21 protein-coding genes and 1 tRNA gene are annotated in these 24505 nt (G+C 35.7%); 7 read left to right on the forward strand and 15 right to left on the reverse strand.

The features are described from left to right. Positions 1-31: 31 nt before the first annotated feature. The 3 genes from CLV94_RS06940 (at position 32) to CLV94_RS06950 (ending at position 2405) form a co-directional block, all read left to right on the forward strand. Positions 32-802, forward strand: a complete 771-nt coding sequence (locus CLV94_RS06940; RefSeq protein WP_147406602.1) for a hypothetical protein — start codon at positions 32-34, stop codon at positions 800-802. 66 nt (positions 803-868) lie between these two features. Beyond that, entirely contained in the window at positions 869-2017 is a 1149-nt protein-coding gene (locus CLV94_RS06945) for a DNA polymerase III subunit (RefSeq protein WP_121375685.1), read from the forward strand. A 4-nt stretch (positions 2018-2021) separates the two neighbouring features. Continuing rightward, a complete protein-coding gene (locus CLV94_RS06950) occupies positions 2022-2405 on the forward strand; it encodes a DoxX family membrane protein (RefSeq protein ID WP_121375686.1) in 384 nt (127 codons plus the stop codon). Here CLV94_RS06950 and CLV94_RS06955 read toward each other — a convergent pair whose 3' ends face one another. The 8 genes from CLV94_RS06955 to CLV94_RS06990 form a co-directional block, all read right to left on the reverse strand. Further along, positions 2406-4673: a helix-turn-helix domain-containing protein gene (locus CLV94_RS06955; RefSeq protein WP_121375687.1), complete on the reverse strand. Its 2268-nt coding sequence runs from the start codon at positions 4671-4673 to the stop codon at positions 2406-2408. It lies immediately after the preceding gene. A 90-nt stretch (positions 4674-4763) separates the two neighbouring features. Next, positions 4764-5342, reverse strand: a complete 579-nt coding sequence (locus CLV94_RS06960; RefSeq protein WP_121375688.1) for an OmpH family outer membrane protein — start codon at positions 5340-5342, stop codon at positions 4764-4766. Between the two features lie 217 nt (positions 5343-5559). After that, positions 5560-6429: a class I SAM-dependent methyltransferase gene (locus CLV94_RS06965; protein ID WP_121375689.1), complete on the reverse strand. Its 870-nt coding sequence runs from the start codon at positions 6427-6429 to the stop codon at positions 5560-5562. Further along, positions 6429-6941, reverse strand: a complete 513-nt coding sequence (locus tag CLV94_RS06970) for a hypothetical protein (protein WP_147406603.1) — start codon at positions 6939-6941, stop codon at positions 6429-6431. Before CLV94_RS06970 ends, CLV94_RS06965 begins: the two co-directional genes overlap by 1 nt. A 10-nt stretch (positions 6942-6951) precedes the next feature. Further along, entirely contained in the window at positions 6952-8823 is a 1872-nt protein-coding gene (gene mnmG / locus CLV94_RS06975; protein ID WP_121375691.1) for a tRNA uridine-5-carboxymethylaminomethyl(34) synthesis enzyme MnmG, read from the reverse strand. A gap of 112 nt (positions 8824-8935) precedes the next feature. Continuing rightward, positions 8936-10372 carry a hypothetical protein gene (locus CLV94_RS06980; protein WP_121375692.1) on the reverse strand — a complete coding sequence of 479 codons (1437 nt, stop codon included), beginning with the start codon at positions 10370-10372 and terminating at the stop codon, positions 8936-8938. Further along, entirely contained in the window at positions 10369-10788 is a 420-nt protein-coding gene (ybeY, locus tag CLV94_RS06985) for an rRNA maturation RNase YbeY (protein ID WP_121375693.1), read from the reverse strand. The genes CLV94_RS06980 and ybeY overlap by 4 nt, the downstream gene beginning before the upstream one ends. After that, a complete protein-coding gene (locus CLV94_RS06990; RefSeq protein ID WP_121375694.1) occupies positions 10781-14110 on the reverse strand; it encodes a DUF4175 family protein in 3330 nt (1109 codons plus the stop codon). The genes ybeY and CLV94_RS06990 overlap by 8 nt, the downstream gene beginning before the upstream one ends. A gap of 185 nt (positions 14111-14295) precedes the next feature. On the opposite strand from CLV94_RS06990, the gene gltX reads away from it, so the two are divergent. Together gltX and CLV94_RS07000 are read left to right on the forward strand one after the other, a co-directional pair. Next, the gene (gene gltX / locus CLV94_RS06995; protein ID WP_121375695.1) at positions 14296-15810 is read left to right on the forward strand and encodes a glutamate--tRNA ligase; all 1515 of its coding nucleotides are present in this window, start codon (positions 14296-14298) and stop codon (positions 15808-15810) included. A gap of 74 nt (positions 15811-15884) precedes the next feature. Beyond that, entirely contained in the window at positions 15885-16898 is a 1014-nt protein-coding gene (locus CLV94_RS07000; RefSeq protein WP_121375696.1) for an SPFH domain-containing protein, read from the forward strand. Between the two features lie 48 nt (positions 16899-16946). Here the strand turns inward: CLV94_RS07000 and CLV94_RS07005 are convergent, their stop codons facing one another. From CLV94_RS07005 to CLV94_RS07020, 4 genes are all read right to left on the reverse strand, one after another. Then, positions 16947-17201 (reverse strand): DUF6327 family protein, encoded by a 255-nt coding sequence (locus tag CLV94_RS07005; protein ID WP_121375697.1) that lies wholly within the window; start codon positions 17199-17201, stop codon positions 16947-16949. Next, positions 17202-17555 carry a competence protein gene (locus CLV94_RS07010; RefSeq protein WP_121375698.1) on the reverse strand — a complete coding sequence of 118 codons (354 nt, stop codon included), beginning with the start codon at positions 17553-17555 and terminating at the stop codon, positions 17202-17204. A gap of 12 nt (positions 17556-17567) precedes the next feature. Beyond that, positions 17568-17894 (reverse strand): YtxH domain-containing protein, encoded by a 327-nt coding sequence (locus tag CLV94_RS07015; RefSeq protein ID WP_121375699.1) that lies wholly within the window; start codon positions 17892-17894, stop codon positions 17568-17570. Between the two features lie 306 nt (positions 17895-18200). Continuing rightward, entirely contained in the window at positions 18201-20294 is a 2094-nt protein-coding gene (locus CLV94_RS07020) for a glutamine--tRNA ligase/YqeY domain fusion protein (protein ID WP_121375700.1), read from the reverse strand. Between the two features lie 153 nt (positions 20295-20447). On the opposite strand from CLV94_RS07020, the gene folB reads away from it, so the two are divergent. Next, positions 20448-20807 carry a dihydroneopterin aldolase gene (gene folB, locus CLV94_RS07025; protein ID WP_121375701.1) on the forward strand — a complete coding sequence of 120 codons (360 nt, stop codon included), beginning with the start codon at positions 20448-20450 and terminating at the stop codon, positions 20805-20807. A gap of 1 nt (position 20808) precedes the next feature. Here the strand turns inward: folB and CLV94_RS07030 are convergent, their stop codons facing one another. Next, a complete protein-coding gene (locus tag CLV94_RS07030) occupies positions 20809-22455 on the reverse strand; it encodes an LTA synthase family protein (protein WP_245982477.1) in 1647 nt (548 codons plus the stop codon). Positions 22456-22879: 424 nt separating this feature from the next. On the opposite strand from CLV94_RS07030, the gene CLV94_RS07035 reads away from it, so the two are divergent. Next, positions 22880-22950 (forward strand) — tRNA-Cys (locus CLV94_RS07035). 75 nt (positions 22951-23025) lie between these two features. Here the strand turns inward: CLV94_RS07035 and CLV94_RS07040 are convergent. Together CLV94_RS07040 and CLV94_RS07045 are read right to left on the reverse strand one after the other, a co-directional pair. Further along, entirely contained in the window at positions 23026-23709 is a 684-nt protein-coding gene (locus tag CLV94_RS07040) for a LysE family translocator (protein WP_121376254.1), read from the reverse strand. 112 nt (positions 23710-23821) lie between these two features. Continuing rightward, positions 23822-24502, reverse strand: a complete 681-nt coding sequence (locus tag CLV94_RS07045; RefSeq protein ID WP_121375703.1) for a head GIN domain-containing protein — start codon at positions 24500-24502, stop codon at positions 23822-23824. Positions 24503-24505: the final 3 nt, after the last annotated feature.

The raw sequence follows: 24505 nt of genomic DNA on the forward strand, positions 1-24505 counted from the left end.
TATCAAAAAAATAATCAATTCTTTCAAACGTATGAAACATTCCTTTTTATTTGATCTCGATGCAAAATATATTGTCATCTTTTTATTTTTTGCAATGCTTCTCGCAATTAATCTTGGTTATCGGTTTGGAGTTAAAAAAACAAAAACAGATTCTGATAATTCTGGCATTTTGTCATCATTGCTAGGTTTGCTGGCTTTGATTTTGGCTTTCACTTTCGGAATGTCGGGTTCAAGGTATGAAAATCGAAAAGCCAGCCTTATTGACGAATCCAATTGTATCGGAACAGCAATTTTGCGAGCAGATACTTATCCGGATAGTTTAAAAAAAGCATTTAAAATAGATTTTAGCAGCTATTTGGATTCTCGAGTTTCTTATTTTGAATCCGACAGAGATGATGCAAAAATTAATAAAGCTCTTGCCACATCAGCCGTTATCAGCCAAAAATTATGGACTAGAGCCGCCTCTTATTCCAAAGACAAAGAATTGTTTTTGCCCTCTAACATGATGCTTCCGGCTCTAAATAGCATGTTTGACTCTGCTTCAACTGCCAATGCTGCTTATAATTCTAATGTTCCAGAATCGATCGTATATCTATTGTTGATTTTCTCCGTGATTATCTCTTTCTATATCGGTTATAGCTCTGGTTTTAAGAAGAAGATTGACAAATTTTATATCTTGGGATTTTGCCTTTTGACTTCTATCGTCATCTACATCACTTTAGATTTGGACAGGCCTAGACGCGGTTCCATAAACATGCACAACGAGGTATTTTTGTTTAAAGATTTGAAGAACAGTTTATAAAATCGCGACTTTTTAGATTTTTATAGGTCTGCCCGCTCTTCACCTTTTTTCTCCTATATTTGCTCCATGCTATTTTCAGAAATCCTAGGACAAGAACATATCAAAAGTCATCTTACGAAAAGCGCTGATGCCGGAAGGATTCCGCACGCTCAATTGTTTGTTGGCCCAGAAGGTTGCGGTACTTTGCCCATGGCTTTGGCGTATGCTCAGTATGTCTTGTGCAAAAATTCTGGAGGAGAAAATCAAGGCGAAAATGAAGCTTGTAATGTGAAATTCAATAATATTTCGCATCCTGATCTGCATTTCATCTACCCAACTGTTTCAACCGACGATGTGAAGTCAAAACCTAAAAGCCTAGACTTCATAGCCGATTGGCGCCAATTTTTGCTCGAAAATCCATACGGCGGATTGTTCGACTGGTATAAATACCTAGGCGTCCAAAACAAACAGGGGCTAATTCGTGTTGAAGACGCACAGGAAGTATTGAAATCACTGTCGTTGAAGTCATACGAAGGTGGCTATAAGATTATGATTGTCTGGATGGCCGATAAGATGAATATCGAGGCTTCCAACAAACTTTTGAAAATTCTGGAAGAACCGCCTGAAAGAACGCTTTTTATCTTGATTTCTGAAGATGAAGAATCTATCATCCAGACGATCCGTTCCCGTTGCCAGGTTTTGCATTTCAATGGAATCCATGAAAATATAATTGCCAATGCTTTGGTTTCACGTGAAAATATGGATTTGCGTGAAGCAAAAAAAATCGCGCACCAAGCTCAAGGAAATTTCAGCAAGGCATTGCATTTACTCTATGAAGACAGCGAAGAACAACCTTTTGAGCAATGGTTTGTGTTGTGGGTTAGAGCTGCTTTTAGGGCAAAAGGAAACGCTGCCGCGATCAATGACTTGATTTCTTGGAGCGAACAGATTGCCGGCTTGGGACGTGAAGCGCAAAAGAAATTTTTGCATTTTTGTATCGAAATGTTCCGCCAGGCCTTATTGCTGAATTATCAAACGACAAGCCTTGTTTACATGGAACCCAAAGTGGAGAAATTCAAGCTGGAAAATTTTGCGCCATTCGTAAACGGCAACAATATTAACGACATATTTAAAGAGCTTTCCGATGCTGTCTATCACATTGAACGCAACGGAAATGCTAAGATTATCCTCACCGATCTATCTATTAAACTGACACGATTAATCCATAAAAAATAGCATTATGAACAACACTGCTTCTATTTTAATTTTGGTATTTTTAGCCGTAACCTTTTTACAATCAGGCTATGATAAGGTAATTGACTGGCAAGGAAACGTAGGCTGGCTCAAAGGTCATTTTGAAAAAACATTCATCAAAAATACCGTGCCACAATCCTTGATGCTTATTTTAGTTCTAGAAATAATCGCAGGAATTCTTTGTGTTGCGGGTATCGTCGAGATGCTAGTGAACGGCAAAACGACGTTTGGCTTTTACGGTTCTGTTGTTTCTGCTGTTACCTTGATTTTCTTGCTTTTCGGACAAAGAATCGCAAAAGATTATGACGGTGCTAGGACAATTGCTATTTATTTTGTTCCTGCTATTTTAGGCGTATTTTACATGCAATAATTACAGCGAAGCCTTAAACAATTTCAGCTCGTCCCAAGTAAATTTATTTCCGTATTTTTCTTTCAGTTCGTTGAGAGACTCTTCGTCGTAACCGTCAAAAGCTTTGGCCAGCTCACGAATTTTATCTTCCGGAAGAATGTCTGATATGGAAACCATTCCTGATTGGATTAATTTGGCAAAATGGTTGCTGACTGTCTGCTGCGTAAGCTTTCGAATACCGGCAATTTCTGCCAAGGAATTCTTCTGAAGCCACAACTCATACGTTTCTTCGACGGTAGATTTTTTAGGTTCTTTTTGAGCCTTTTTCTTAGGTGCATAGCGTTCTACTTCATAATCTTCTTCCACCAATGTAGCATGAGTTTTCTTGAATTCTTCTTTGATGGATTCTAATTTTTTCGATTTGTACGATCGTATTTCGGTCGAATCTAGATTTTCTTTGCAAATTTCAAGTTCAGAAGCGACAATTTCAATTAGCAGCTTGGCTTTCATAAGCCGCAAGATTGCCTTGGTCTGCAGTTCTTCTAACGCATAAAGTTCTTGGAAAAATGCTTTAGCTTTTTTGACGCGTTTCACTTCTTCCAATTTCCATAAGATTTCATACTCAAGTGCATCCATAGGCTTCATGAAATAATCATGAGCTGCATTTATTCTTTCTAAAACAAATTGGATATCAAATGCTTCGCCATAGAATAATTTGTCCAGCTGACGCATGAATTTTGCTGCCGGTTCTACAATAGATCCAATAGTTTCTGCCTGCCGCTTTGCCCATTGCATGTGCTTTGACTTTTCTGACTTTTCAGCATCTTCGTTATAGCTGTATTGGTGGTTGCGCCACTCTTGGGCCAATTCTTTCCAATCAAAGCTGTTTTTCAGATAATTATGGACAAAACTTGTGGTTTCTTTTTGCAATGAAGTTTGAAGAAAATCTTCTGAAGCCTTATTCATTGAATACTGCACTACATCTTGGTCGTTCGAAATGCCATTCATCTGCAGCGGAGAAAGCAAAATAAGCCCCTCTAACGAACGAAGTCTCGAAAGCGCCACATACGCCTGTCCAGGAAGGAAAACTTGCGATACGTCAAGCGCAGCTTTATCAAATGTCAGTCCTTGACTTTTATGAACGGTTATCGCCCAGGCTAATTTAATCGGATAGTGCGTAAATGTTCCTAAAATTTCCTCATCAATTTCTTTCGTATCTGGATTAACAAGATATCGGATGTTTTTCCATTCATAACGCTCTACTTCAATCGTCTTGTTTTCATCTGGAAAATGAACTAAAATCTCTTGTTCTGATAAGGATTTTATGATGCCCATCTTTCCGTTGAAATAGTTTTTTTCTAGCGAGAGATCATTTTTGACGAACATGATCTGTGCTCCTATTTTGAGGTTTAGCTTTTCTTCGACAGGGAAAATTTTTTCTGGAAAATCGCCCACAATTTCAGGCAGGTATGTCATTTCCTTTCCTTGCAAATCCGCTAATGATTGAATATTCATTGCATCGGCTTTTGCATTATGGGTAGTCAGTGTAATATAGCCCTTATTTTCCTTTAGGTCAAAATCAGGCTTTACGTACTGATTTAGGTTCTTAATGTCTTTAGAATCAATTTGGTTATTGCGAAGATTGCTTAAGATTGAGATGAATTTATCGTCCGTCTGACGGAAAATCTTTGAAAGTTCTATGTATAATGGCGGATATTGCTGCATAACATGCGAATGGAAAAAGAATTTCCCCCTATAATAATTCCGTAACGTTTCCCATTCTTCATTTCTGATTACCGGCGGAAGCTGGAGCAGATCGCCAATAAACAAAACTTGCACTCCGCCAAAAGGAAAGTCTTTTCTTCTTATGCTCCTCATTGTAAAGTCAATAGCATCGAGTAAATCGGCTCTAAGCATGCTGACTTCATCGATTATCAGTAATTCCATGTTTACGATAACCGATTTTTTAGGTCCAGCCATCCTAAAATGGCGCCTCAGCGTATCTTTAGTTTCGAATTTTACAGTGTCGGAAAAGTGTGGAGCCTTGTTATATTCTGGTATAAATCCGGCAAAAGGTAACTGAAACATCGAGTGAATCGTTACGCCTCCAGCGTTTAAAGCCGCTATTCCGGTAGGAGCTACAACCACAGTATTCTTATGAGTAGATCGGATGATTTCGCGCAAAAGCGTCGTTTTTCCGGTACCTGCTTTTCCTGTCAGAAATAAAGAGCGCTGGGTCTGGTTGATGAATTTTAGCGTGTAGATTGCTTCTTCGGATAGTTCGTGCATTGGCTTATATTTTTCGAAATCGAAAAGTAGTCAATTTTGGATAATTATGCTAAAAAAAATGCCTTCACTTCGGAAGGCATTTAATTGATTTTATTTTTTCTCTTCGGCTTTCGCTTCGTCCTTTTCTTCGGTTTTTGCTGGAGCTTTATAATTGTCGTTCAATTCCTTAACGATTTTATCTGTAAGATCTAACTGATCTTTTGCATACAGGATTGTCGCTGCATCGCCAGTTCCATAGATATAAGTATAGCCGTTTTTCTTACCATACTCTTTAATGTATTTTCTTACTTTACTTACAACAGAATCTCTTTCTACAGCGGCTTCTTGTTGCAATTGCTGGCTCATAGCTTGCTGAGCATACGTTAATTGCTGTTCTTTTTTCTGCAATTCTGCTCCTTTTCTTTGTGCCCATTCTTGTCCGTTTGCTTGTGCATTTCTACGGAAATTATCAGCTTCATCTTGGAATTTTTTCACTTCATTTTGAAGTTCTCTTCCCATCACTTCAGATTTTTCTTTGAATTTGGCCTGAAGATCTTTTGACTCTGTATATTCATCCATCAATTTTACAGTATCAATATAGGCTGTTTTTTCAGATGTTGCTTTTTCCTCAGCTTTGTTGCAAGAAAATAATGAGATTGCAATTGCAATTGCTACTATTGATTTTTTCATTCTATTAGGTTCTTTTTTAATTGGGGTCAAAAATAGGAAAAAAAAGTTATAAATGCTTAAAGTGTTAATTTTCCATGTTTTTCCTAACTATAAAATTAACTTATTGCTTTAAAAATGCATATAAATTATTACTATTGAAATCGGATTCAAATAAAGCGTTTTAAGGCGCTTTCTAGAACAAGTAATATATTTCGATGTTTAGGCAGAAAATAAACTATTACGTGTTTTTATTTTTATTTTTAGCGCTTTTTAGCACATAAATGTGTGAAGAATATTCAAAATTTCGCTTTGCTTTCCAATTTGACTTCAAACCGACAAAAAATGCTTTTATAAAATTCATTTTTCCAGTTTTATATTTTTCGGAAAGAAGGCTGACATAAAAAGAGTCGAATTTCATCGGCAAGATTTTTACCAGCTCAATATTTTCTTTTTGAAATAATTTTCGAATAGCTGTTTTTGAAAAATGCCAAAGATGTCTTGGAACATCATAAGCTGCCCAAAATTCTTTATAATGATTCGCATCATACGATTTGAAATTTGGAACCGCGATAATAATCGAACCATTCGGCTTGAGCAGTCTTTTTAATTCTTTAATCTGATCTTCCAAATTTGGTACATGTTCGAGCACATGCCACATGGTTATGATATCAAATGAATTATTTTCGAAATCAGAGGTATTTAGTTTCAACTCTACTCCTTTTTGATTTGCAATGGATCGTGCTTTTTCGCTTGGTTCAATTCCTACAGCATTCCAACCATTATTTTTTGCAACCGAAAGAAAATCGCCTGTGCCTGCACCAATATCTAAAAGCGCTCCCTTTTTATCCTGTAGATTATTAATCAGCGATAATTTATTTTTTAAAGCGATATTTTTTATAAAATGATATGCTTTTTCAAAAAGAGAGCGTTTTCCATCAGTATGCGAAATATAATCTTCGCTTTCGTAATATCTCGATAGATTTGCTGCATCAGGCTGAGGTGAAGTCACCAGCATATCTAAATTTTCATCATATAACAATTCGAAAATTTCTTTTGAAACAGAATTATCTTTTACGGTTTGGAAATGCTTGAGATTTGTTGAAATCATTATTTAATTTGAATGTATTCGTCTTTGAGGTTTTTGAGGTAAGTCGTTGCCATGTTTTGTAAAATGGATTTATTCGAAAGACAATCTTCGTTAAATTCACTAATCATTGAAATGGCAATAAATTTTGGCTGTCCGCCAACAATGTTGGCAATATTCTCTTGGTTCTTTGCTGCAAAATTAGAAATTCCGAAATATTTGTCAAATTCTGAATTTTCATAAACTATCATCTTATATCTGGCACCATCGATATTAATCCAAAATTCTCTAGTCAGATAATTGTCTAGCTTGTACTTGATAGCTAGAAATTGTTCAAACGGAAGATTGGTCACATTATTTTCAAAGATAAATGCATTCAGTGGTTTTGTACCAAGAATTTCTTTTCCGTTTTCAGCAATATAATAGTCGTCTATTTGATAGCCGGCCTTTGCTCCTATGCAACTCTGTAAAATAAAAATTATCAAAAGAATCGAAGTGATTCCTTTGATAATGCGGTTTTGAGTAATTCGTTCCACGTGAAACATATTATCTTCCCATGTGAATTAATAATACAGAAATATCGCTTGGCGACACACCGCTAATTCGAGAAGCCTGTGATAAAGTCACCGGACGAATCTTTTTAAATTTCTCACGAGCTTCATGCGACAATGATTTAATTTTATCATAATCGAAAGATTCCGGAATTTTTACGTCTTCCAAACGTGTAAGCTTATCAGCGTTATTTTTTTCTTTTTCAATATAGCCTGAATACTTGACTTGAATTTCGGCTTGTTCGAGTACTTCTTTATCCAGATTGTTTTCTTCGATGTATTTTGCAACTTTTTCAAATTTTAGAATATCATCTAAATCAATTTGTGGACGAGAAAACACTTTAAACATTTTATCGGGTTGCGAAATCAACGCTGAACCTTTTTCTTCAAGAATCGGATTTGTTTCTGCTACCGTCACGCTGGTTTCTTTAAAGAAGTTGACAATCGCTTCTGATTCTTTTAGCTTCTTCTCCATTTTTCTCATACGTGTTTCGGATGCCAATCCAATTTCATAAGACATTGGAGTTAATCTGAAATCCGCATTATCTTGACGAAGTAATGTTCTGTATTCTGCACGCGAAGTGAACATTCGATAGGGTTCTTCTGTACCTTTCGTGATTAAGTCATCGATTAAAACGCCAATATACGCTTCGTCTCTTCGTAAAATCAAAGGATCTTTTTCATGCACTTTTAAATGCGCGTTAATTCCCGCCATTAATCCTTGAGAAGCGGCTTCTTCATAACCTGTGGTTCCATTAATCTGACCGGCAAAATACAAACCTTCTACAAGCTTTGTTTCTAGCGTGTGTTTTAACTGCGTCGGCGGGAAATAATCGTATTCGATTGCATAACCAGGACGGAAGAATTTCACATTTTCAAAACCAACTACTGAACGCAACGCTTTAAATTGGACTTCTTCAGGAAGTGATGTAGAAAATCCATTTACGTATACTTCTACCGTATTCCACCCTTCGGGCTCGACAAACAATTGGTGCCTATCTTTATCTGCAAAACGGTTGATTTTATCTTCAATCGACGGACAATATCTTGGACCAAGACTCTGAATTCTTCCATTAAACATTGGAGAACGGTCGAAACCTTCACGCAATAAATCATGTACTTGCAACGACGTATACGTCATATGACACGATTTTTGGTGCGTCAGCGGCTTGGTTTCATCCGAATACGAGAACTTATCAGGAATTGCATCACCAGGCTGTTCTTCCATCTTAGAATAATCAAGTGAACGTCCATCCACACGTGGAGGCGTTCCTGTTTTCATTCTACCTGATGTAAATCCAGCACGAACTAAATCTTCTGTAATTCCGTAAGCAGCTCCTTCTCCTGCTCTTCCTCCACCAAATTGTTTTTCTCCGATATGGATCAATCCGTTCAAAAATGTACCATTGGTCAGAACAACGGATTTGGCTTTGATTTCAATTCCAAGCGATGTCTTGATTCCTTTTATCTTTCCATCTTCGATAATCAATCCATTGACCATTTCTTGATAGAAATCAAGATTAGGTGTTCTTTCGAGCATCAATCGCCATTCTTCAGCAAAACGCATTCTGTCGCTCTGAACTCTTGGCGACCACATCGCAGGTCCTTTTGATTTGTTGAGCATCTTGAATTGAATGGCTGTTTTGTCGGAAACAATTCCGGAATAACCGCCTAAAGCGTCAATTTCTCTCACGATTTGTCCTTTGGCTATACCGCCCATTGCAGGGTTACAGGACATCTGTGCGATGTTCTGCAGGCTCATAGTAACCAATAAGGTTTTTGAGCCCAAATTCGCCGCTGCCGCGGCGGCTTCTGAACCAGCATGTCCGGCTCCAACAACAATCACATCGTATGTATCTTGAAACATTTTATTTTCTCCTTTTCAATTTCAGAAACTGAAATCTTGTTTTGTTCCACGTGGAACGTTATTCTAAATTTGTATTTTTTGAAAGATGTTTACCATTGTTTCACGTGGAACATTAGCGAACAGCTTTAACGACATCTGAATTACCATTAGAAAAAGTAATTCTAAAAACATAAACATTTCTCAAGTCATTGAAAAAAGGAATTGAAACCTTTTTCGAAAAGTAATTCTCAGAAGCAAAAACTTCCCTACCATCAACACTAAAAACTTGTATAGAATTGATTTCTGAACCGGTAGACACAACATTAAAAGAATCAGCTGTATTATAAATCATTGCTTTATCAAAAAGCAAAGGTTTTATTCCTAAACTATTTTCGGTCAAACGACATATTCTATTTACTGGATTAGTATTAAAAGCACTGAAAGAACCTGCAAGCACAATTTTATTATCGGTCAGCCTACTCATAGATTTAACATCTGCATCAAATCCCGTTCCAATATTAAATATTTCGTCAGGTGTCCCATCTAAATTAAGCCTTGCAAAATTATTTAAGCCACTAGCTCCGCCATAGTCAGAAAACTTTCCAGCTATATAGATTTTATTGTCATAGATCCCAATGGAAGTGATTTCATTTATGCTACTCGAACCAGCTGCTGGATATTTTTGAAAACTTCCATCAAATCTACCATTAGACAAAATCTTCACTAAAATATGATTTCCATTTTGGTTATTACTCACACTACCTCCCAACAAATAGCCTCCATCAACAGTAGGATAGATAGTTTTTATTAATCCGAAAAAATCAGAAACAACAAATGCATTATCTAAGCTCCCATCACTGTTTAATCTCGCAACAGGAGTAAATGGATTAGACGACCTTGAAATCAACATCTTTCCGTCGGGCAATAGATAGGTGCAAAAAACCATCCAATCGCTTGGTGTCGCATTATTAGAAAAATTACTAAAAGTAGTGTCTAAGACTCCGCTATTATTAACCTTTGCTAAACCATATTTTGTTTGTGTACCGATTCTATATCCGAATCTTCCTGAAATAAAAATATTCCCCGTATTATCAACAACAACATTACTTATATTAGGTACTGCAAGTAGATCATTTATGTCGAATAATAATGTTACATTTAAAGAAGTATCAACACTACCGTCATTGTTTAATCTCACAATACTTTTTCGAGAAACACCATTGAATGAGCTAAAATTTCCAGCAACAATTATCTTTCCATTAGGATCAATCACGATAGCTGCAATGGTACCAGGAAGTCCTAATCGCGAAATAGGGCCTGCACCAGCATCAAATGAAGTGTCCAAGCTTCCATCGCTATTTAATCTCGCAATCCTATTTCTTGTGATCCCGTCATAACTAGTAAAAGGACCACAAATTAAAATCTTACCGTCTTCTTGAACAGCCGAAGCATTTATTTCATTATTAATGCCCGAAGAAAAATTAGAAAATGTTGGATCTAGAGAAAAAGTTTGAGAAAAAACATTCCCAGATAAAAATAAAAAAATAAATGAAGCGATTAAAACTCTCATGACTTACTTTTATAAATTAATAACTTTTCGTCTTCCTTTTGACGCATCTTCAATTCGTCTTCTTCCGATTTATCTTTGTACCCCGCATAATGCAATATACCATGCACAAGAACTCTTTTTAATTCCTCATCAAAACTTACATTAAAATCCTTAGCATTGTCAGCAACTCTTTCAACAGAAACAAAAATATCGCCATGCAACTCATTTCCTATGCTATAATCGAAACTGATAATATCTGTTAATGTATCATGATCTAGATATTCAACATTTATTTTATGCAGGTATTCGTCATCACAGAAAATGTAATTGATATCTCCTTCCTTCTTTGACTCTGAAAGAATCACATTGGAAAGCCATTCAGAAATAGCCGTTTCATCTGATAATTCAAAATCGGTTTCATAATTAAAACTAATCATCTTTCCTAAAATATTCTTGAACCTTTTGGTTGTAATTTGGCCGCAAAGGTAGTGTTTGTCTGTTTAATATCTCAATACTATTCAAATATTGCTTTAAGGCAGGAGAAACAGCATTTGTCTGGTTATTATAGTCCTTTTTGTTTGTTTGTGATTGGCGCTTTTTCTCTTCTCCTTGCTGCTGGATAGCATTATCTAATTTCAGTAATTCATGCTTCAGATTTAGCATCTTTTGGAGCGTCTCATTTTTAAAACCTTTATTCAGCAAATCTTTTTCAATCTGCTTCATCTGGTTCAAAGCGTTCTGTCCGTTACCACCCATGCCTTCTTTCTCTAAAGCTTTCTGCAATGCATCACGAAGACGTTGCTGTTCTTTATAAATCTCCAGCACCTTGCCGGCATCGCCTTCTCCGTCTTCGCCACCTTCACCTTCATTGGCACCTTTCTTTCCGTCTTTGCCTTTGCCTTCTTTACCGGGTTTTCCATCCCTACCTTCTTTTCCATCGCCAGGCTTCTCACCTTTCTTCATTCCTTCTTTCATCTTCTCGCCCAAGCCTTGTTGTTTCTGAATAATGTCTGGAAGTTGCATACCCTCGCCCTGCCCTTGCTTTGGCTTGCCAGAACCTGATCCAGACATTTGCATCTGCATTTGCATATTGTTCAGAATCTCACTTAAAAAGTCAGCTAATTTATTTGATGAAGCCACTGCATATTGTTGATGCGAAACTCCTTTTGGAATTTGTGCCTCAGATAAATTCTCAAGAGATTTATCGATGTTATAGTGTACATTACCTACTTCTGTTGTGATGTTCTCACCTATTTTTGGATTTCTCAAAGACATCGCAAAAAGGCTATCATCAACATGCTTGAACTGTTGTTTTAAATCTTGCTGTATTTTTAAGTTTTTATTGAATGATAATGACCCTTTTTTAAGGCCTTTAAAATTCTTCATCAGGTCTTCTTGTGAGAAAGAATAGGCTAAAAGATTATCCAAAATCTGACGTAACATTTTGACATCTTCTTCTAGCTGTTCCATCTCACCTCCAGCCATACTTTCCATCATATTACCGCTCATCTTTTTCATCTTCTGGGCGGCGCTTTTTTGTTTAGGCTTGGCCTTAGCTTTCTGATCTTTCTTCAATTCATCAGAAGCTTTTTTTAAATCTTCATCAATACTTTTCTCAGTCTGCTCGTCTTTTGGAAGATCAATCGGTTTTTTTAATTCTTGATTGTCCTTTTCAAGCTGCTCTAATTCCTTCTGAATTTTGTCAAATTCTTTATTAATTTCTTCTTGCTTATCGGTGGAATTCTCTTTGTCTTTATTGGACAAATCTTCTTGTTTTTCTGAAAGCTTGTCTAATTTATCTGCTAACTGTTCTGCTTTCTTTTCAACATAAAATTTCTTTGTCAGTTCAACCAACTGTTCTAAATTCTTGGTTTGATTTTTAGAGCTTTGTTTGAACTTATCAATCTTTTCGAAAAGCTCTTCTTCTCTTAATTTTTCAGATAGTTTTTGCAACTCATCCAAAAGCTTTTCATTCTTTTCTATTTCCTTCTCGGCTTTTTCTAAGCGTTCTTTCAATTCTTCTTTGAATTCATCTTTCTTGTCGGTCTTAAACTTATCCAAGTTGTCTTCCATCTTCTTAGAAAACTCTTTCATCATTTGCTCCTGCTGCTTTTGACGCTGAATAAATTCATTTACTTTTTGCTGATCTTTGAATTCTAGATTCGTTTTTTCTTTGCCTAATTTTTGAAGTTTGTCTAGCTCTGATAACTGTTTATCTTGATTTTTAACTGATTTTTCAAGGCTGTTTATATTCTCATTTTGCTGTTGCAGATTCTGTTCTTCTTTCTCTTCAACAGTAGCCAATCTATCAGAAAAAACTGAAGATTTAGTAGACTTGTAATTGTGCAAAGCATCATTATCAAAAACCTCAAAATAGTACTCATACGAAACACCTTCTTCCACTGGAATCTGTCCTGGAAACGAAAAGATAAATTGATCGAAGACATCCTTTTTTACAGGAAGCCCCATTTTCTTAGCTTCATTCGTTTTTCCTTTTGGATAAAAAACAATCTGCAGTTTTGACAGACCATTATCATCCGAAACTTGTCCGACGATTACATTTTGGTTCAGCTTTAAACTATCGGGAGCATTGTTGACAGCAATAGTTGGGAACTGATCTTTGATTACAGAAATCTGATAATTGAGCTTTTCGTAATGCTTTACTTTAGCATTGGAAGTCAAGATTTGATATTCGGTATTCTGATTTATGCTTTTTGTAATCTGAAATGTATTTTCATTAGCTGAAAATGGCGTAATCTTTTTTAAATCAGACCATTCCACTGATTTAGTAGCCAAAGTACTTACTTTCCAAGTCACTTTTGTTCCTTCTGGGACGATTGCATTTCCGGAACCTTGAATTGTTTCCGATTTCTTATTCAAATACGATGGAAAATTCAAGACCATTTCAAAATTAGCAATGGTAGGAACCGCTACTACGGCCAATTCATAATCTTTAGAGCTCACTTCATTGGCTTCGATATGAAAGCTGATGTTTTTGACCGGCTTCGTAAATTTGTATTCAAAAACGCCAGGCTTTGTACTTTCCATGAAATAGCTTTCGCCCTCAATAAAAATCATGGCATTTTCTGGAACGACTTTGCCTTGTGATTTAACCTGTAATACAAAATCATTTCCTTGTTCTGTCTGCAAAGATGGATTAGTAACCAAAAATGAAAAAGGAGCCGGCGGCGAGAAGCGTTCGTTATATCGCACTACCCTATTAAAGCTTTGCGTAATCATATCGCTGTTCCCTGATATCAAAAAGAAAGCAAAAAACAAAATTGGAATAATTGCCCAAGGTAGATATTTTATGTTGCCTTTAAAATTTATAGCGTTTCCAAACGGAATCGGATTCAAAGTTTTTGCTTTTTGGTCAATTGAAGCTAGTAGTAATTCCGACTGGTTTTTATCGTTTGATAATTGGAGAAAATTTTTCAGCTTATCATCAACTTCCGAAAAATGATTTCCAATGATACTGGATGCTTCTTCATAGTTGATTCCTTTTTGAAGCTTGAATAATTTAAAGAGCGGAAATAGTATAAATCGGAACAAAAGAAAAAGTTCCACGAGGATAAATGTCCAAAACAAAATGGTTCTTCCCAAAGGTTTCAGCCAAAGGAAATATTCGACAAATAGCGTAAATAGCAAATACAGCAATCCTAATCCAACAAAGAAAATTAATCCTTTGAGGAGTTCGTTCGTGTAAAACTTTTTGATGAAAGCTTCTAATTTGTCGTATATCAATGCTTTATTTTCCAAAATCTTGAATGGTTTCTTTATAACCGATAAAAGTAATAATTTATATTAATATGAAAGGTTAAAATTGAGGCCTCTGATTTTAGTTGACAGTTAGGTAATTTAAGGCAAAGACTTTGCTCAAAACTGAAATAGACTAACCGACAACATTTAACTAAAATCGTATCTTTGCACCAAAATTTATTAAAATGTCTAGACCTATTCGTGTTCGTTTTGCCCCAAGTCCAACAGGACCTTTGCATATTGGTGGCGTAAGAACTGCCCTTTTCAATTATCTGTTTGCTAAAAAACATGGTGGCGTTTTTTATCTTCGTGTAGAAGACACCGACCAAAATCGTTTTGTTCCTGGTGCTGAAGCTTATATTTTAGAAGCTTTAGAATGGCTTGGAATTGCTCCGGATGAAACAGTCGGAAAGAATGAAAAATTTGGTCCTTACCGCCAAAGCGAAAGAAAACATTTGTATAAAGAATATGCCGACCAATTGGTAAAATCGGGTTGGGCTTATTATGCTTTTGATAGTTCTGAAGATCTAGATCAATTGCGTAAAAATGAAGAAGAACAAGGAAAGACTTTTATATACAACCACGGAAATCGTGAACTGCTAGACAATTCGTTGACTAATTCTGCTGAAAAAACAGCGCAACGAATTGCAGATGGTGAAGAATATGTAATCCGTTTTAAAACTCCGGTAAATGAAATCTTGCACTTGAATGATATGATTCGCGGTGAAGTGAAATTTGATACCAATCTTTTAGACGATAAAGTGCTATTCAAGGGCGACGGAATGCCAACCTACCATTTAGCAAACATAGTAGATGATCATTTGATGGAAACATCACACGTAATTCGTGGGGAAGAATGGTTGCCTTCAATGCCGTTGCACGTTTTGTTATACAGAGCATTCAATTGGGAAGCTCCAGAATTTGCACATTTGCCATTGATATTAAAACCTGTCGGAAATGGAAAATTATCAAAAAGAGATGGCGACAAGCTTGGATTTCCTGTATTTCCTTTGGAGTGGAAAGATCCGAGCTCAGGCGAAATATCTTCAGGATATAGAGAAAAAGGATTCTTGCCAGAAGCTGTTATCAACTTTTTAGCATTATTAGGCTGGAGTTCTGGAACCGACCAAGAATTGTTTACACTTGACGAATTAGTAACTCTTTTCGACTTAGGACGCGTTCATAAAGCCGGAGCCAAATTCGATCCCGAGAAAAACAAATGGTTCAACCACCAGTATTTCCAAAGAGCGGACAATAAAGTCTTGGCACACCAGCTTTCCCATATATTGGTCGAAAAAGGAATTAACAAACCGATTGAGTTTGTAACGGAAGTGGTTCGTTTGGTAAAAGAACGTGCGACATTTGCTTCAGAACTTTGGGAGTTGTCAGAATTTTTCTTCGAAGCACCAACATCTTATGATGAAAAAGCGTCCAAAAACTGGAAACCAGAAACAGCGGAATTAATGGAAAAATTGATTGTTGTTTTAGAAAATACTTTAGACTTTTCAACAGAAAATGTCGAAAACACAGTTAAAGCCTGGATGACTGAAAATGAAATCGGAATGGGCAAAATCATGCAACCGCTTCGATTGAGTTTAGTGGGTTCTTTAAAAGGCCCTCACCTATTCGACATCATTAGTTTGATTGGAAAAGAAGAAACAATAAGACGAATCCAAAAAGCGATAGCAAGCTTGAAATAATAAATTAATTAAGCCTTTCAGAAATGAGAGGCTTTTTTTGTACCTTAACCCAATTAACTTTTAAACACTGTATTATGGACTTAAACATTCCTTTGTATGTATTTTTATTCTTCGCCTTATTTATCTTCTTCTCATCGTTTTTTACGGTAAAACAACAGACAGCAGCAATCATCGAACGTTTTGGAAAATACCAAAGCATTCGTCATTCTGGTTTGCAGTTAAAAATTCCAGTAGTAGATAAAATTGCAGGCAAGATCAATTTGAAAATCCAGCAACTTGACGTTATCATCGAAACAAAAACGAAAGAAAACGTATTTGTGAAAATGAAAGTCTCGGTACAGTTTAAAGTAATCCAAGATAAGGTATACGAAGCATTTTACAAGCTTGAATACCCACACGACCAGATTACATCTTATGTATTCGACGTAGTGCGTGCAGAAGTCCCTAAATTGAAATTAGACGATGTTTTCGAAAGAAAAGACGATATTGCCATCGCTGTAAAACGTGAATTGAACGAAGCCATGACGACGTATGGTTACGATATCATTAATACATTGATTACCGATATTGACCCTGATATCCAAGTAAAAAATGCAATGAACCGTATCAATGCGGCCGACAGAGAAAAATCTGCAGCAGAATACGAAGCAGAAGCAGGAAGAATCAGAATCGTGGCAAAAGCAAAAGCCGAAGCCGAAAGCAAAAGATTGCAAGGACAGGGTATCGCTGATCAGAGACGCGAAATTGCTCGTGGATTGGTAGAAAGTGTCGATGTTTTGAACAAAGTAGGAATCAACTCCCAAGAAGCTTCTGCTTTGATTGTTGTTACGCAGCATTATGATACGCTACAGGCAATTGGTGCTGATACTAATTCAAACTTGATCTTATTGCCTAATTCTCCTCAAGCGGGAAGCGATATGTTGAATAATATGGTTGCCTCATTTACTGCTTCAAATCAAGTTGGAGAAGCTATGAAACGTGGTGCTAGAAAAAGCAATGAAGTAAAAAGAAGTTCTATTTCTCCTCAAGACCATTCGCATAGGGACGAGCATAATACTCCAGATGACACAATTACTCCTGCAGAATAAATTAGAAATTAATACATAAAAAAAGAGGCCGTTTGGGCCTCTTTTTTATTATAAACGAAAAATCTTTTTCGTCAGATATGCTATCCCGACATTTTTAAGCGGCCCGGATAAACTTCCAATTATATTCAAGGCTATACCGGGTACAGTTCCTAAAATGTTTTTAGCCGTAAAACTATCTTTGGTCTCATGAAAACTTTTGTTCATTTTTTCATAAGCCAAATCTTTTTCTACTTTCAAAATCTGTAATTCCCTATTTATTTCCTCGTAAGAAGAATAATTTTTTACTTGCATAAGGCTTTCCATTTAGTATTTTTTGAAAAATAATTTCGAAAATGTTCTTAGAATTGGGCCTTCCACAATCTTATCTTGTGTGTAATATACCAACAAAGCAAGAACGAAATAGATGGCGCCAACAATTAAGAATCCATACGCAAAATTATCAAGACTATATCCAATCGCTAGTGCTAACGCAATTGAAAAAAATAGGGTTACAATCACCAACATAATGCTCAACATGAATAATTTGAGCATTAACGTGGTAGATTTCATTGCAAGTTTAAAACCCCAAAGTTTATAGTAAGCAATATTAGCATCTAAAAATTCTTTGGCGCGGTCTTGCAGGTCGTCGGTGTTTTCTTTTATTTTTTCAAATGCCATAGAGCAATTTTTTTATTTTTTGTTGGCTGCGGCAGCTTGTGCTTTTAAATCAGATAGTTTTTTTTCTAAAGCAGCAATTACATCTTCTTTGGTGTCTTGAGCGTTTGCAACTAATTCATCAAATCCAGATTCCAAATCAACTTTGGCTTTTGAAAATTTGCTTTTTACCTGATCAGACAATTGGTTGAATTTATTTTGCAATTCGTCTTTTTGGTTGTCAAATCCGTCTTTGATTTTTTTTCTTGTTTTTTCACCTTTGTCTGGCGCAAATAAAATTCCTACTGCTGCACCAATTGCAGCTCCTGCTAATATTCCGATAACTGTGTTTGATCTTGACATAACTTTTTTGATTTTTTAGGTTAATAATTTAAAGTTACATTTAATTTTAACATTTTGATGTTAATAACCAGTTAAAGTATCCTCAAGTTTTCTAAAACTTAAATAACTCGATTATAATAAAGTTTCTTAGTCGTGGTCATATATTTTCCTTCTCTTTTAAAAATAATGGCTTATATTTAATTTATGAAGGTTAATTTTGATTATTAAAAACTATATAATTTAAAATTTCAATAGAATATTACAATAATAGAAAAAGCTCCCAAATTTGGGAGCTTTTCATTTATAAAACTTATTATTTTAGAATTTCTAATTTTCAGAAAGCAAATTTAAAACCTGCTCATTTTTTTCTGAATTTTTCAACTCTAAAAGCTGAGAAGAAAATTCACTGAAATTGATTGTATCTTTTTTTAAATTTTTAATCACTTCCAATCTTACAAAAGGCGATTCGCTTTTTAAAGACATTGAATATAATTTATGCAAGATCTCTAATTCGATATCTGAAGTTTTCAGGTTGGAATATTTCAAAAGGAAATTAGAAAACAATAAAGAGCTTTTATTATTGTTGATGTTCTTCTTCAACGTATTTTGCAATAAACTGAAATTTGAAACATTTTTTAGCTCCTCTCCTATCGCTTTTTCAACTGAATTTCGCTCTTCATCTGTCGCAACTTTGAAATATTTGTTGATTTCTTTCAGCGAATTATTGATAATATTTTCTTCTTTTTTGCCCTTTTCTTCCCAAGTATCTTTTAAGGCAACTGTTCTATTGAAAACTAATTTTTCTGATGTAGAATCCTTATCTACAGTAAAATAGCCCAATCTTTGAAACTGAAATTTGTCTTCATTTTTAGCATCTTTCAAGCTTGGTTCCAAATAACCGGTAATTACTTGAAGCGAATTCGGATTCACAAATTCTAAGAAGTCTTTTCCTTTATGAGTATCTGGAGATTCGTCGGTAAAAAGTCGGTCATACAAACGTACTTCAGCTTCAATCGCATGTGCAATTGAAACCCAGTGCAAAGTTCCGGAAACTTTTCTTTGGCTCGCTTCTGTCCCACTGCCGCTTAAACTATCCGTATCATAAGTCACGTGAATTTCGGTAATGTTTCCAGCAGCATCTTTTACAACGCTTTCACCTTTAATGATATAGGCGTTTTTCAAACGGACTTCTTTTCCTAAAGTCAGACGGAAAAACTTACCGGTTGCTTCTTCTAAAAAGTCTTCTCTTTCTATATACAATTCTCTTGAAAAAGGGACTTTTCTGAATCCTGCGCTTTCATCTTCTTGGTTGTTTTCTGCGTCAAGCCACTCTTCTTTTCCTTCAGGATAATTCGTAATAACCAATTTTACAGGATCTAAAACGGCCATAACGCGAGGCGCTGTTTTATTCAAATCTTCACGTATGCAGAATTCTAAAACGGAAACATCAATCAAGTTATCACGTTTTGCAATACCAATTGTGTTGGCAAAATTGCGGATAGAAGCTGGCGTATACCCTCTTCTTCTTAATCCCGAAACGGTTGACATACGCGGGTCATCCCATCCGTTAACATGCTTGTCTTCTACTAATTTTAAAAGTTTTCTTTTGCTTACAACGGTATGCGAAAGGTTTCTTCTGGCAAATTCTCTTTGTTTCGGACGAACCTTTTTATCATCATAGATTTGGTCTAAAAACCAATCGTATAATTCTCTATGAGGCAAGAATTCTAGCGTACAGAAGGAGTGTGAAATCTCTTCAAGATAATCGCTTTCTCCATGAGCCCAGTCGTACATTGGATAGATTTTCCAATCGTTGCCTGTTCTATGGTGATGCTTGTGCAAAATACGGTACATGATCGGGTCACGCATCAACATATTTGTTGATTTCATGTCGATTTTTGCTCTCAAAATATGTGATCCTTCCGGAAATTCGCCGTTTTTCATTCTTTCGAATAGATCAAGGTTTTCTTCCACAGAACGATTTCTGTATGGACTATCAACTCCGGGAGTCGTAGGCGTCCCTTTTTGGATGGCCATTTCTTCAGAGGTCTGGCTATCTACATAGGCTTTTCCTTTTTTGATAAATTCAACTGCCCAATCGTATAATTGCTGGAAATAATCAGAAGCATAACATTCGTGCGCCCATTGATATCCTAGCCACTGTACGTCTCTTTTGATTGCATCTACAAATTCCTGCTCTTCTTTGGCAGGATTCGTATCGTCAAAACGAAGGTTTACAGGTGCTTGATAATCAATACCCAATCCAAAATTCAGAGCAATCGAACTTGCATGGCCGATATGCAGATAACCATTTGGTTCAGGCGGGAAACGAAAACGTAATTTCTGTTGAGACAAGCCATTTTTAATGTCTTCTTCAATGATTTGCTCAATAAAATTCAGTGCTTTTTCTTCTGATGCCATATTTATAAATTAAGAGCGCAAAGTTATTCATTTTGGCTCGAAAAAGCCTAATTTTTATTCTTTAATGCCTAATTTTGGTGTACGAAATTATCAAAAAAATAAATCCTTTCAGATTAAGGCTAACCTTCTGAAATCAAAAATCATAACTATATCATGGGAATCATCAAGCTCAAAAACATCAGAACTTATTCTTTTCACGGTTGCTTAGTAGAAGAAAGCAAAATTGGATCCGATTATTCCGTGGATTTGGAAATCAAAGCCGATATGCGAAAACCGATGGAAACTGATGAATTGGAAGACACTGTTGATTATGTGCATCTCAATAAAATAGTAATGGAAGAAATGGCTGTCCGTTCTAAGCTTTTAGAGCATGTAGCGCATAGAATCGTACAGCGTATTTTTAGAGAAATTGCTTCAGTTTCAAGAATAATCGTTTCGGTTTCAAAAATAAATCCCCCAATCGGTGGCGACGTTGAAGCCGTTACCATCCAGATTGAGGAATATAGAAGCTAATTTATTTTTTAACCTTGTATTTCTTTTCCTTGTAAAGATCTGAAGCCGCTGTAACATGAGCTAGGGCATCTTTTGCCAGTTCTTCGTCTAATTTCATTGGAGTCAGAACGGAATCATTTTCAATTTTAAATTGTAAAGGTTTTTTGTTCGGCTGCATGATAACGACTTGGTCTTCTACACGGAACGCATTGATATCGTGGAACTGCATGATTGCTCTTCCTTTTGTTTCAGGCTTGATATCATGGATGTTTCTTCCTGGCATTGGCGTCTGAACTTTCATTCCAATCATACTCAATAATGTTGGCGGAATATCAATCTGACTGCTTAATTTGGCATATTTTTCTCCTTTTGGAACTTGAGGACCAATAATCAAAGCCGGAATCCTAAACTTTTTAATCGGAACCAGATGTTTTCCGTAGGTTCTGGTATTGTGATCGGCAATTACAATAAAGACTGTATTCTTGAAATAGTCTTCTTTTTTAGCTAGTTCAAAGAATTTTCCGATTGAAAAATCAGCATATTTCATTGCATTGTTTACTGTATTTTTCTTTTTGTCGAATAGCTTGATTCTTCCATCAGGAAATTCAAAAGGCTCATGGTTCGACGTTGAAAACATCAATGAAAAGAAAGGCTTGTTTTTTTGAGATTTGAAATAATCATTTGCCTTTGTGGCTAGATCTTCGTCAGAATAGCCCCAAGTTCCTTTGAAGGCATATTTCTTTCCATCGTTGTCAAAATCCTGCTCATCAACGATATTTTCAAATCCATTACCGTTGAAAAAAGAAGCCATATTATCAAAATTAGCACTTCCTCCGTAGATAAAACTTGTGTCGTATCCTTTGTCTTTCAGTAATTCTGCAAGTGTAAAAAAGCCAGATTGAGAATTGCTTAATTTCACTACACTTTCAGAAGGAGAAGGCAAAAAGCCAGTAACTACAGCTTCGATACCACGAACGCTTCGAGTTCCGGTGCAATACAAATTTGTAAACAATAAGCCTTCATTTGCTAATTTGTCAAAATTAGGAGTTAATGGTTTTCCTCCAAGGCTTCCTACGTATTCAGCACCAAGGCTTTCTTGCAAAAAGATAACGAGATTGTATGGTTTTTCGCGTAAAGAATCCGGATTTTGGTTGTGTAGTAAAGGCAAAGCAGCATCTGTAAAATCTTGCGAGGAAGCAGTCATGTACTTTTTTACTCTATCATAGGCTTCATTCGCCTCCATCTTTCCATACATTTTGGCCGCATTGTCTTCATTTTTTAGGGAGTAAGCGGCAAAGGCAACCGTATAAAAAGAATTTAGTCCTACACAATTGGTCAGCTGATCGGTTGAAAAAACAGCGTTACTTGCGTTTATAGGACGTTTTGAAGTCAAACTGGAACGAGCCCCGAAAAACAATAAAAAAGCCACTAGAGGAAACAAAATCAGCTTGGTTTTATAATCTTGCGCTGAAGGATAGAATAATTTTTTTCCTTTCTTGTATCCAAAATAAACAGCAACACCTAAAAAAATTGTCGTGAATATCAAAGAAGGCAGGTAACTTTTCAATAAAGTACCCATCACTTCTTTTGGATAAATTAAATAATCTAGGAAAAGCCTGTTCGGTCTGGTATCGTATTGTGCCACAAAATCAGGCGTAGACAACTCCATCAAAAGGAATAGGAAAAGAAAAAACAGAAAATAAATATTCAGGAATTTTTTAATCTTTTGCAGGAATTTATCAGGCAGCAGACATATCAAAACTGCAGGAAGAAAAGAAATATAACATAAGATAATCAAGTCAAATCTTAATCCAATTGGAAAAATGTGCCAATAATTTTCAGTTTCATCTATCCTATCCCTATACAGGAAAAAAAGCACTATTCTACTTAATGTCATAATAATCAGACCAATAATCATAAAATTAAATATTGGTTTAAGGAAATTGAGCTTTTTTACCATTGTTTATACGATTTTGATTTTTGTCAAAATTAAAATTAATATTAAGAAATGATTAAAATTAAAAATTAATATTTACTAAAGATTTTCTTGCGTTACTGCAAATAATATGTAAATTTGCCATCCAATCAATTATGGCGTCGTGGCCGAGTGGCTAGGCTGGGCTCTGCAAAAGCTCCTACAGCGGTTCGAATCCGCTCGATGCCTCTTCAAAAGAGATACTTTTCAGTATCTCTTTTTTTATGTCCTTTTTGAAATAAAAAAACCAGCGGGGAGCTGGCTTTATTTTCTTTTTTCTATTTTTTCTAAGGCTGATTTTACAAGCTTTTGGTCGCTTGGAAACCATCCCTGGAGCATAATTGAAAATCCGAAGATTATTAAAAGTATGCTTGTTATTTTTTTTATCTTCAGAATATTAGACGAAGTCATCTTGCTTTTAAGTCTTTTGGCCAGAAACATTTTTGCGATATCAACCATCAAATAAGTTCCGATTACCGATGCAAAGAAAACAATCAATCTGGATGTTTTTAAATCGAGCTGAGGTCCAAAGGTAATGATAATCAATAGCCAGAATCCGAGAACTCCGACGTTTATAAAATTAAGCAGGAATCCTTTTATGAATAGGCTTCCGTAGTTTTTTTTAATGAGCTCTACTTCGGCATCGTCAGAAATATTTTTGCTGGCTTTATTAAGCTGGAGATACGAAATTATTCCATACGTAAGCATGATCAATCCTCCAAAAATAAAGAGTGCAGGTTCGTCTTTTAAGCTGTTTATAAGTCGGTAGCTACTGAAATAAGCAATGCAGATAAAAAGGATATCCGCTATAATTACTCCAAAATCAAAAACCAACGCAGCACGAATACCTTTGACAGCAGCGGTTTCAAGTAATATAAAAAAAACAGGCCCGATCATAAAGCATAGGAATAAACCTAAAGGAATGCCTGTTAAAATGTCTTGAATCATTAAAAAAGGATTGTAATTTTTGAAAGTTTGTCTATCAATATTCAATCAGCAATTTATGCAAATTAAAAATAGTAACACAAAGATAATTCAAAAATTACAATCCTTAACAGACTTATCGTTTGGATTCCGTAATGTTTCCTCCAGCAAAAGTCTTTTTGTTTATTTTTTTAGCACTTCCGTAAATGGTTATGTCTCCCCCTGCCCTAGTTTTTGCATCGACAAGTTCTGAAGCTTTTACATCGGCTTCACCTCCTGCATTTATGGCTACAGTTGTTTGTGATGTTTCTAAATCTTTAGCATCAACAATTCCGCCAGAGTTAATAACAATGTCTTGATTATTAGCACTTCCTTTTAATTTTACTATACCTCCAGAAGTGGCCTTAACTGCTAATTTTTGAGCATCAAGATTGATTTTTATTTCAGCGCCTTCTTTCGCATTTACGCTAAAATCAATCGCTTTGAAGGTAGCTTCGCTTGATACGTAAGAACCTTCGCTGGCTTCGATAGTTTCAATTTCATTTTTAAAATAAAGAATCGCTGTAATGTCTTCGCCTTTCAAAAGTTTTTTAAGCTTCATCCTGATTTTCAGGTCTCCATTTTTATTGACAATTTCTACATCGTCTCTTCGGTCTCCAGTAATTTCAATCTTGTTTTCATTTGCAGGAACCAATTGGACCGATATTCTATCAAAAACGCGAACTGCGTCAAAATCTCCTAGATTTTTGGTAAGTTTTTCTTGTGCAAAATTGATTTGCGTCAGCATTAAAAATGCTACTAAAAGTATCTTTTTCATTGT

Source organism: Flavobacterium endophyticum, assembly GCF_003634455.1.
Taxonomy (GTDB): Bacteria; Bacteroidota; Bacteroidia; order Flavobacteriales; family Flavobacteriaceae; genus Flavobacterium; species Flavobacterium endophyticum.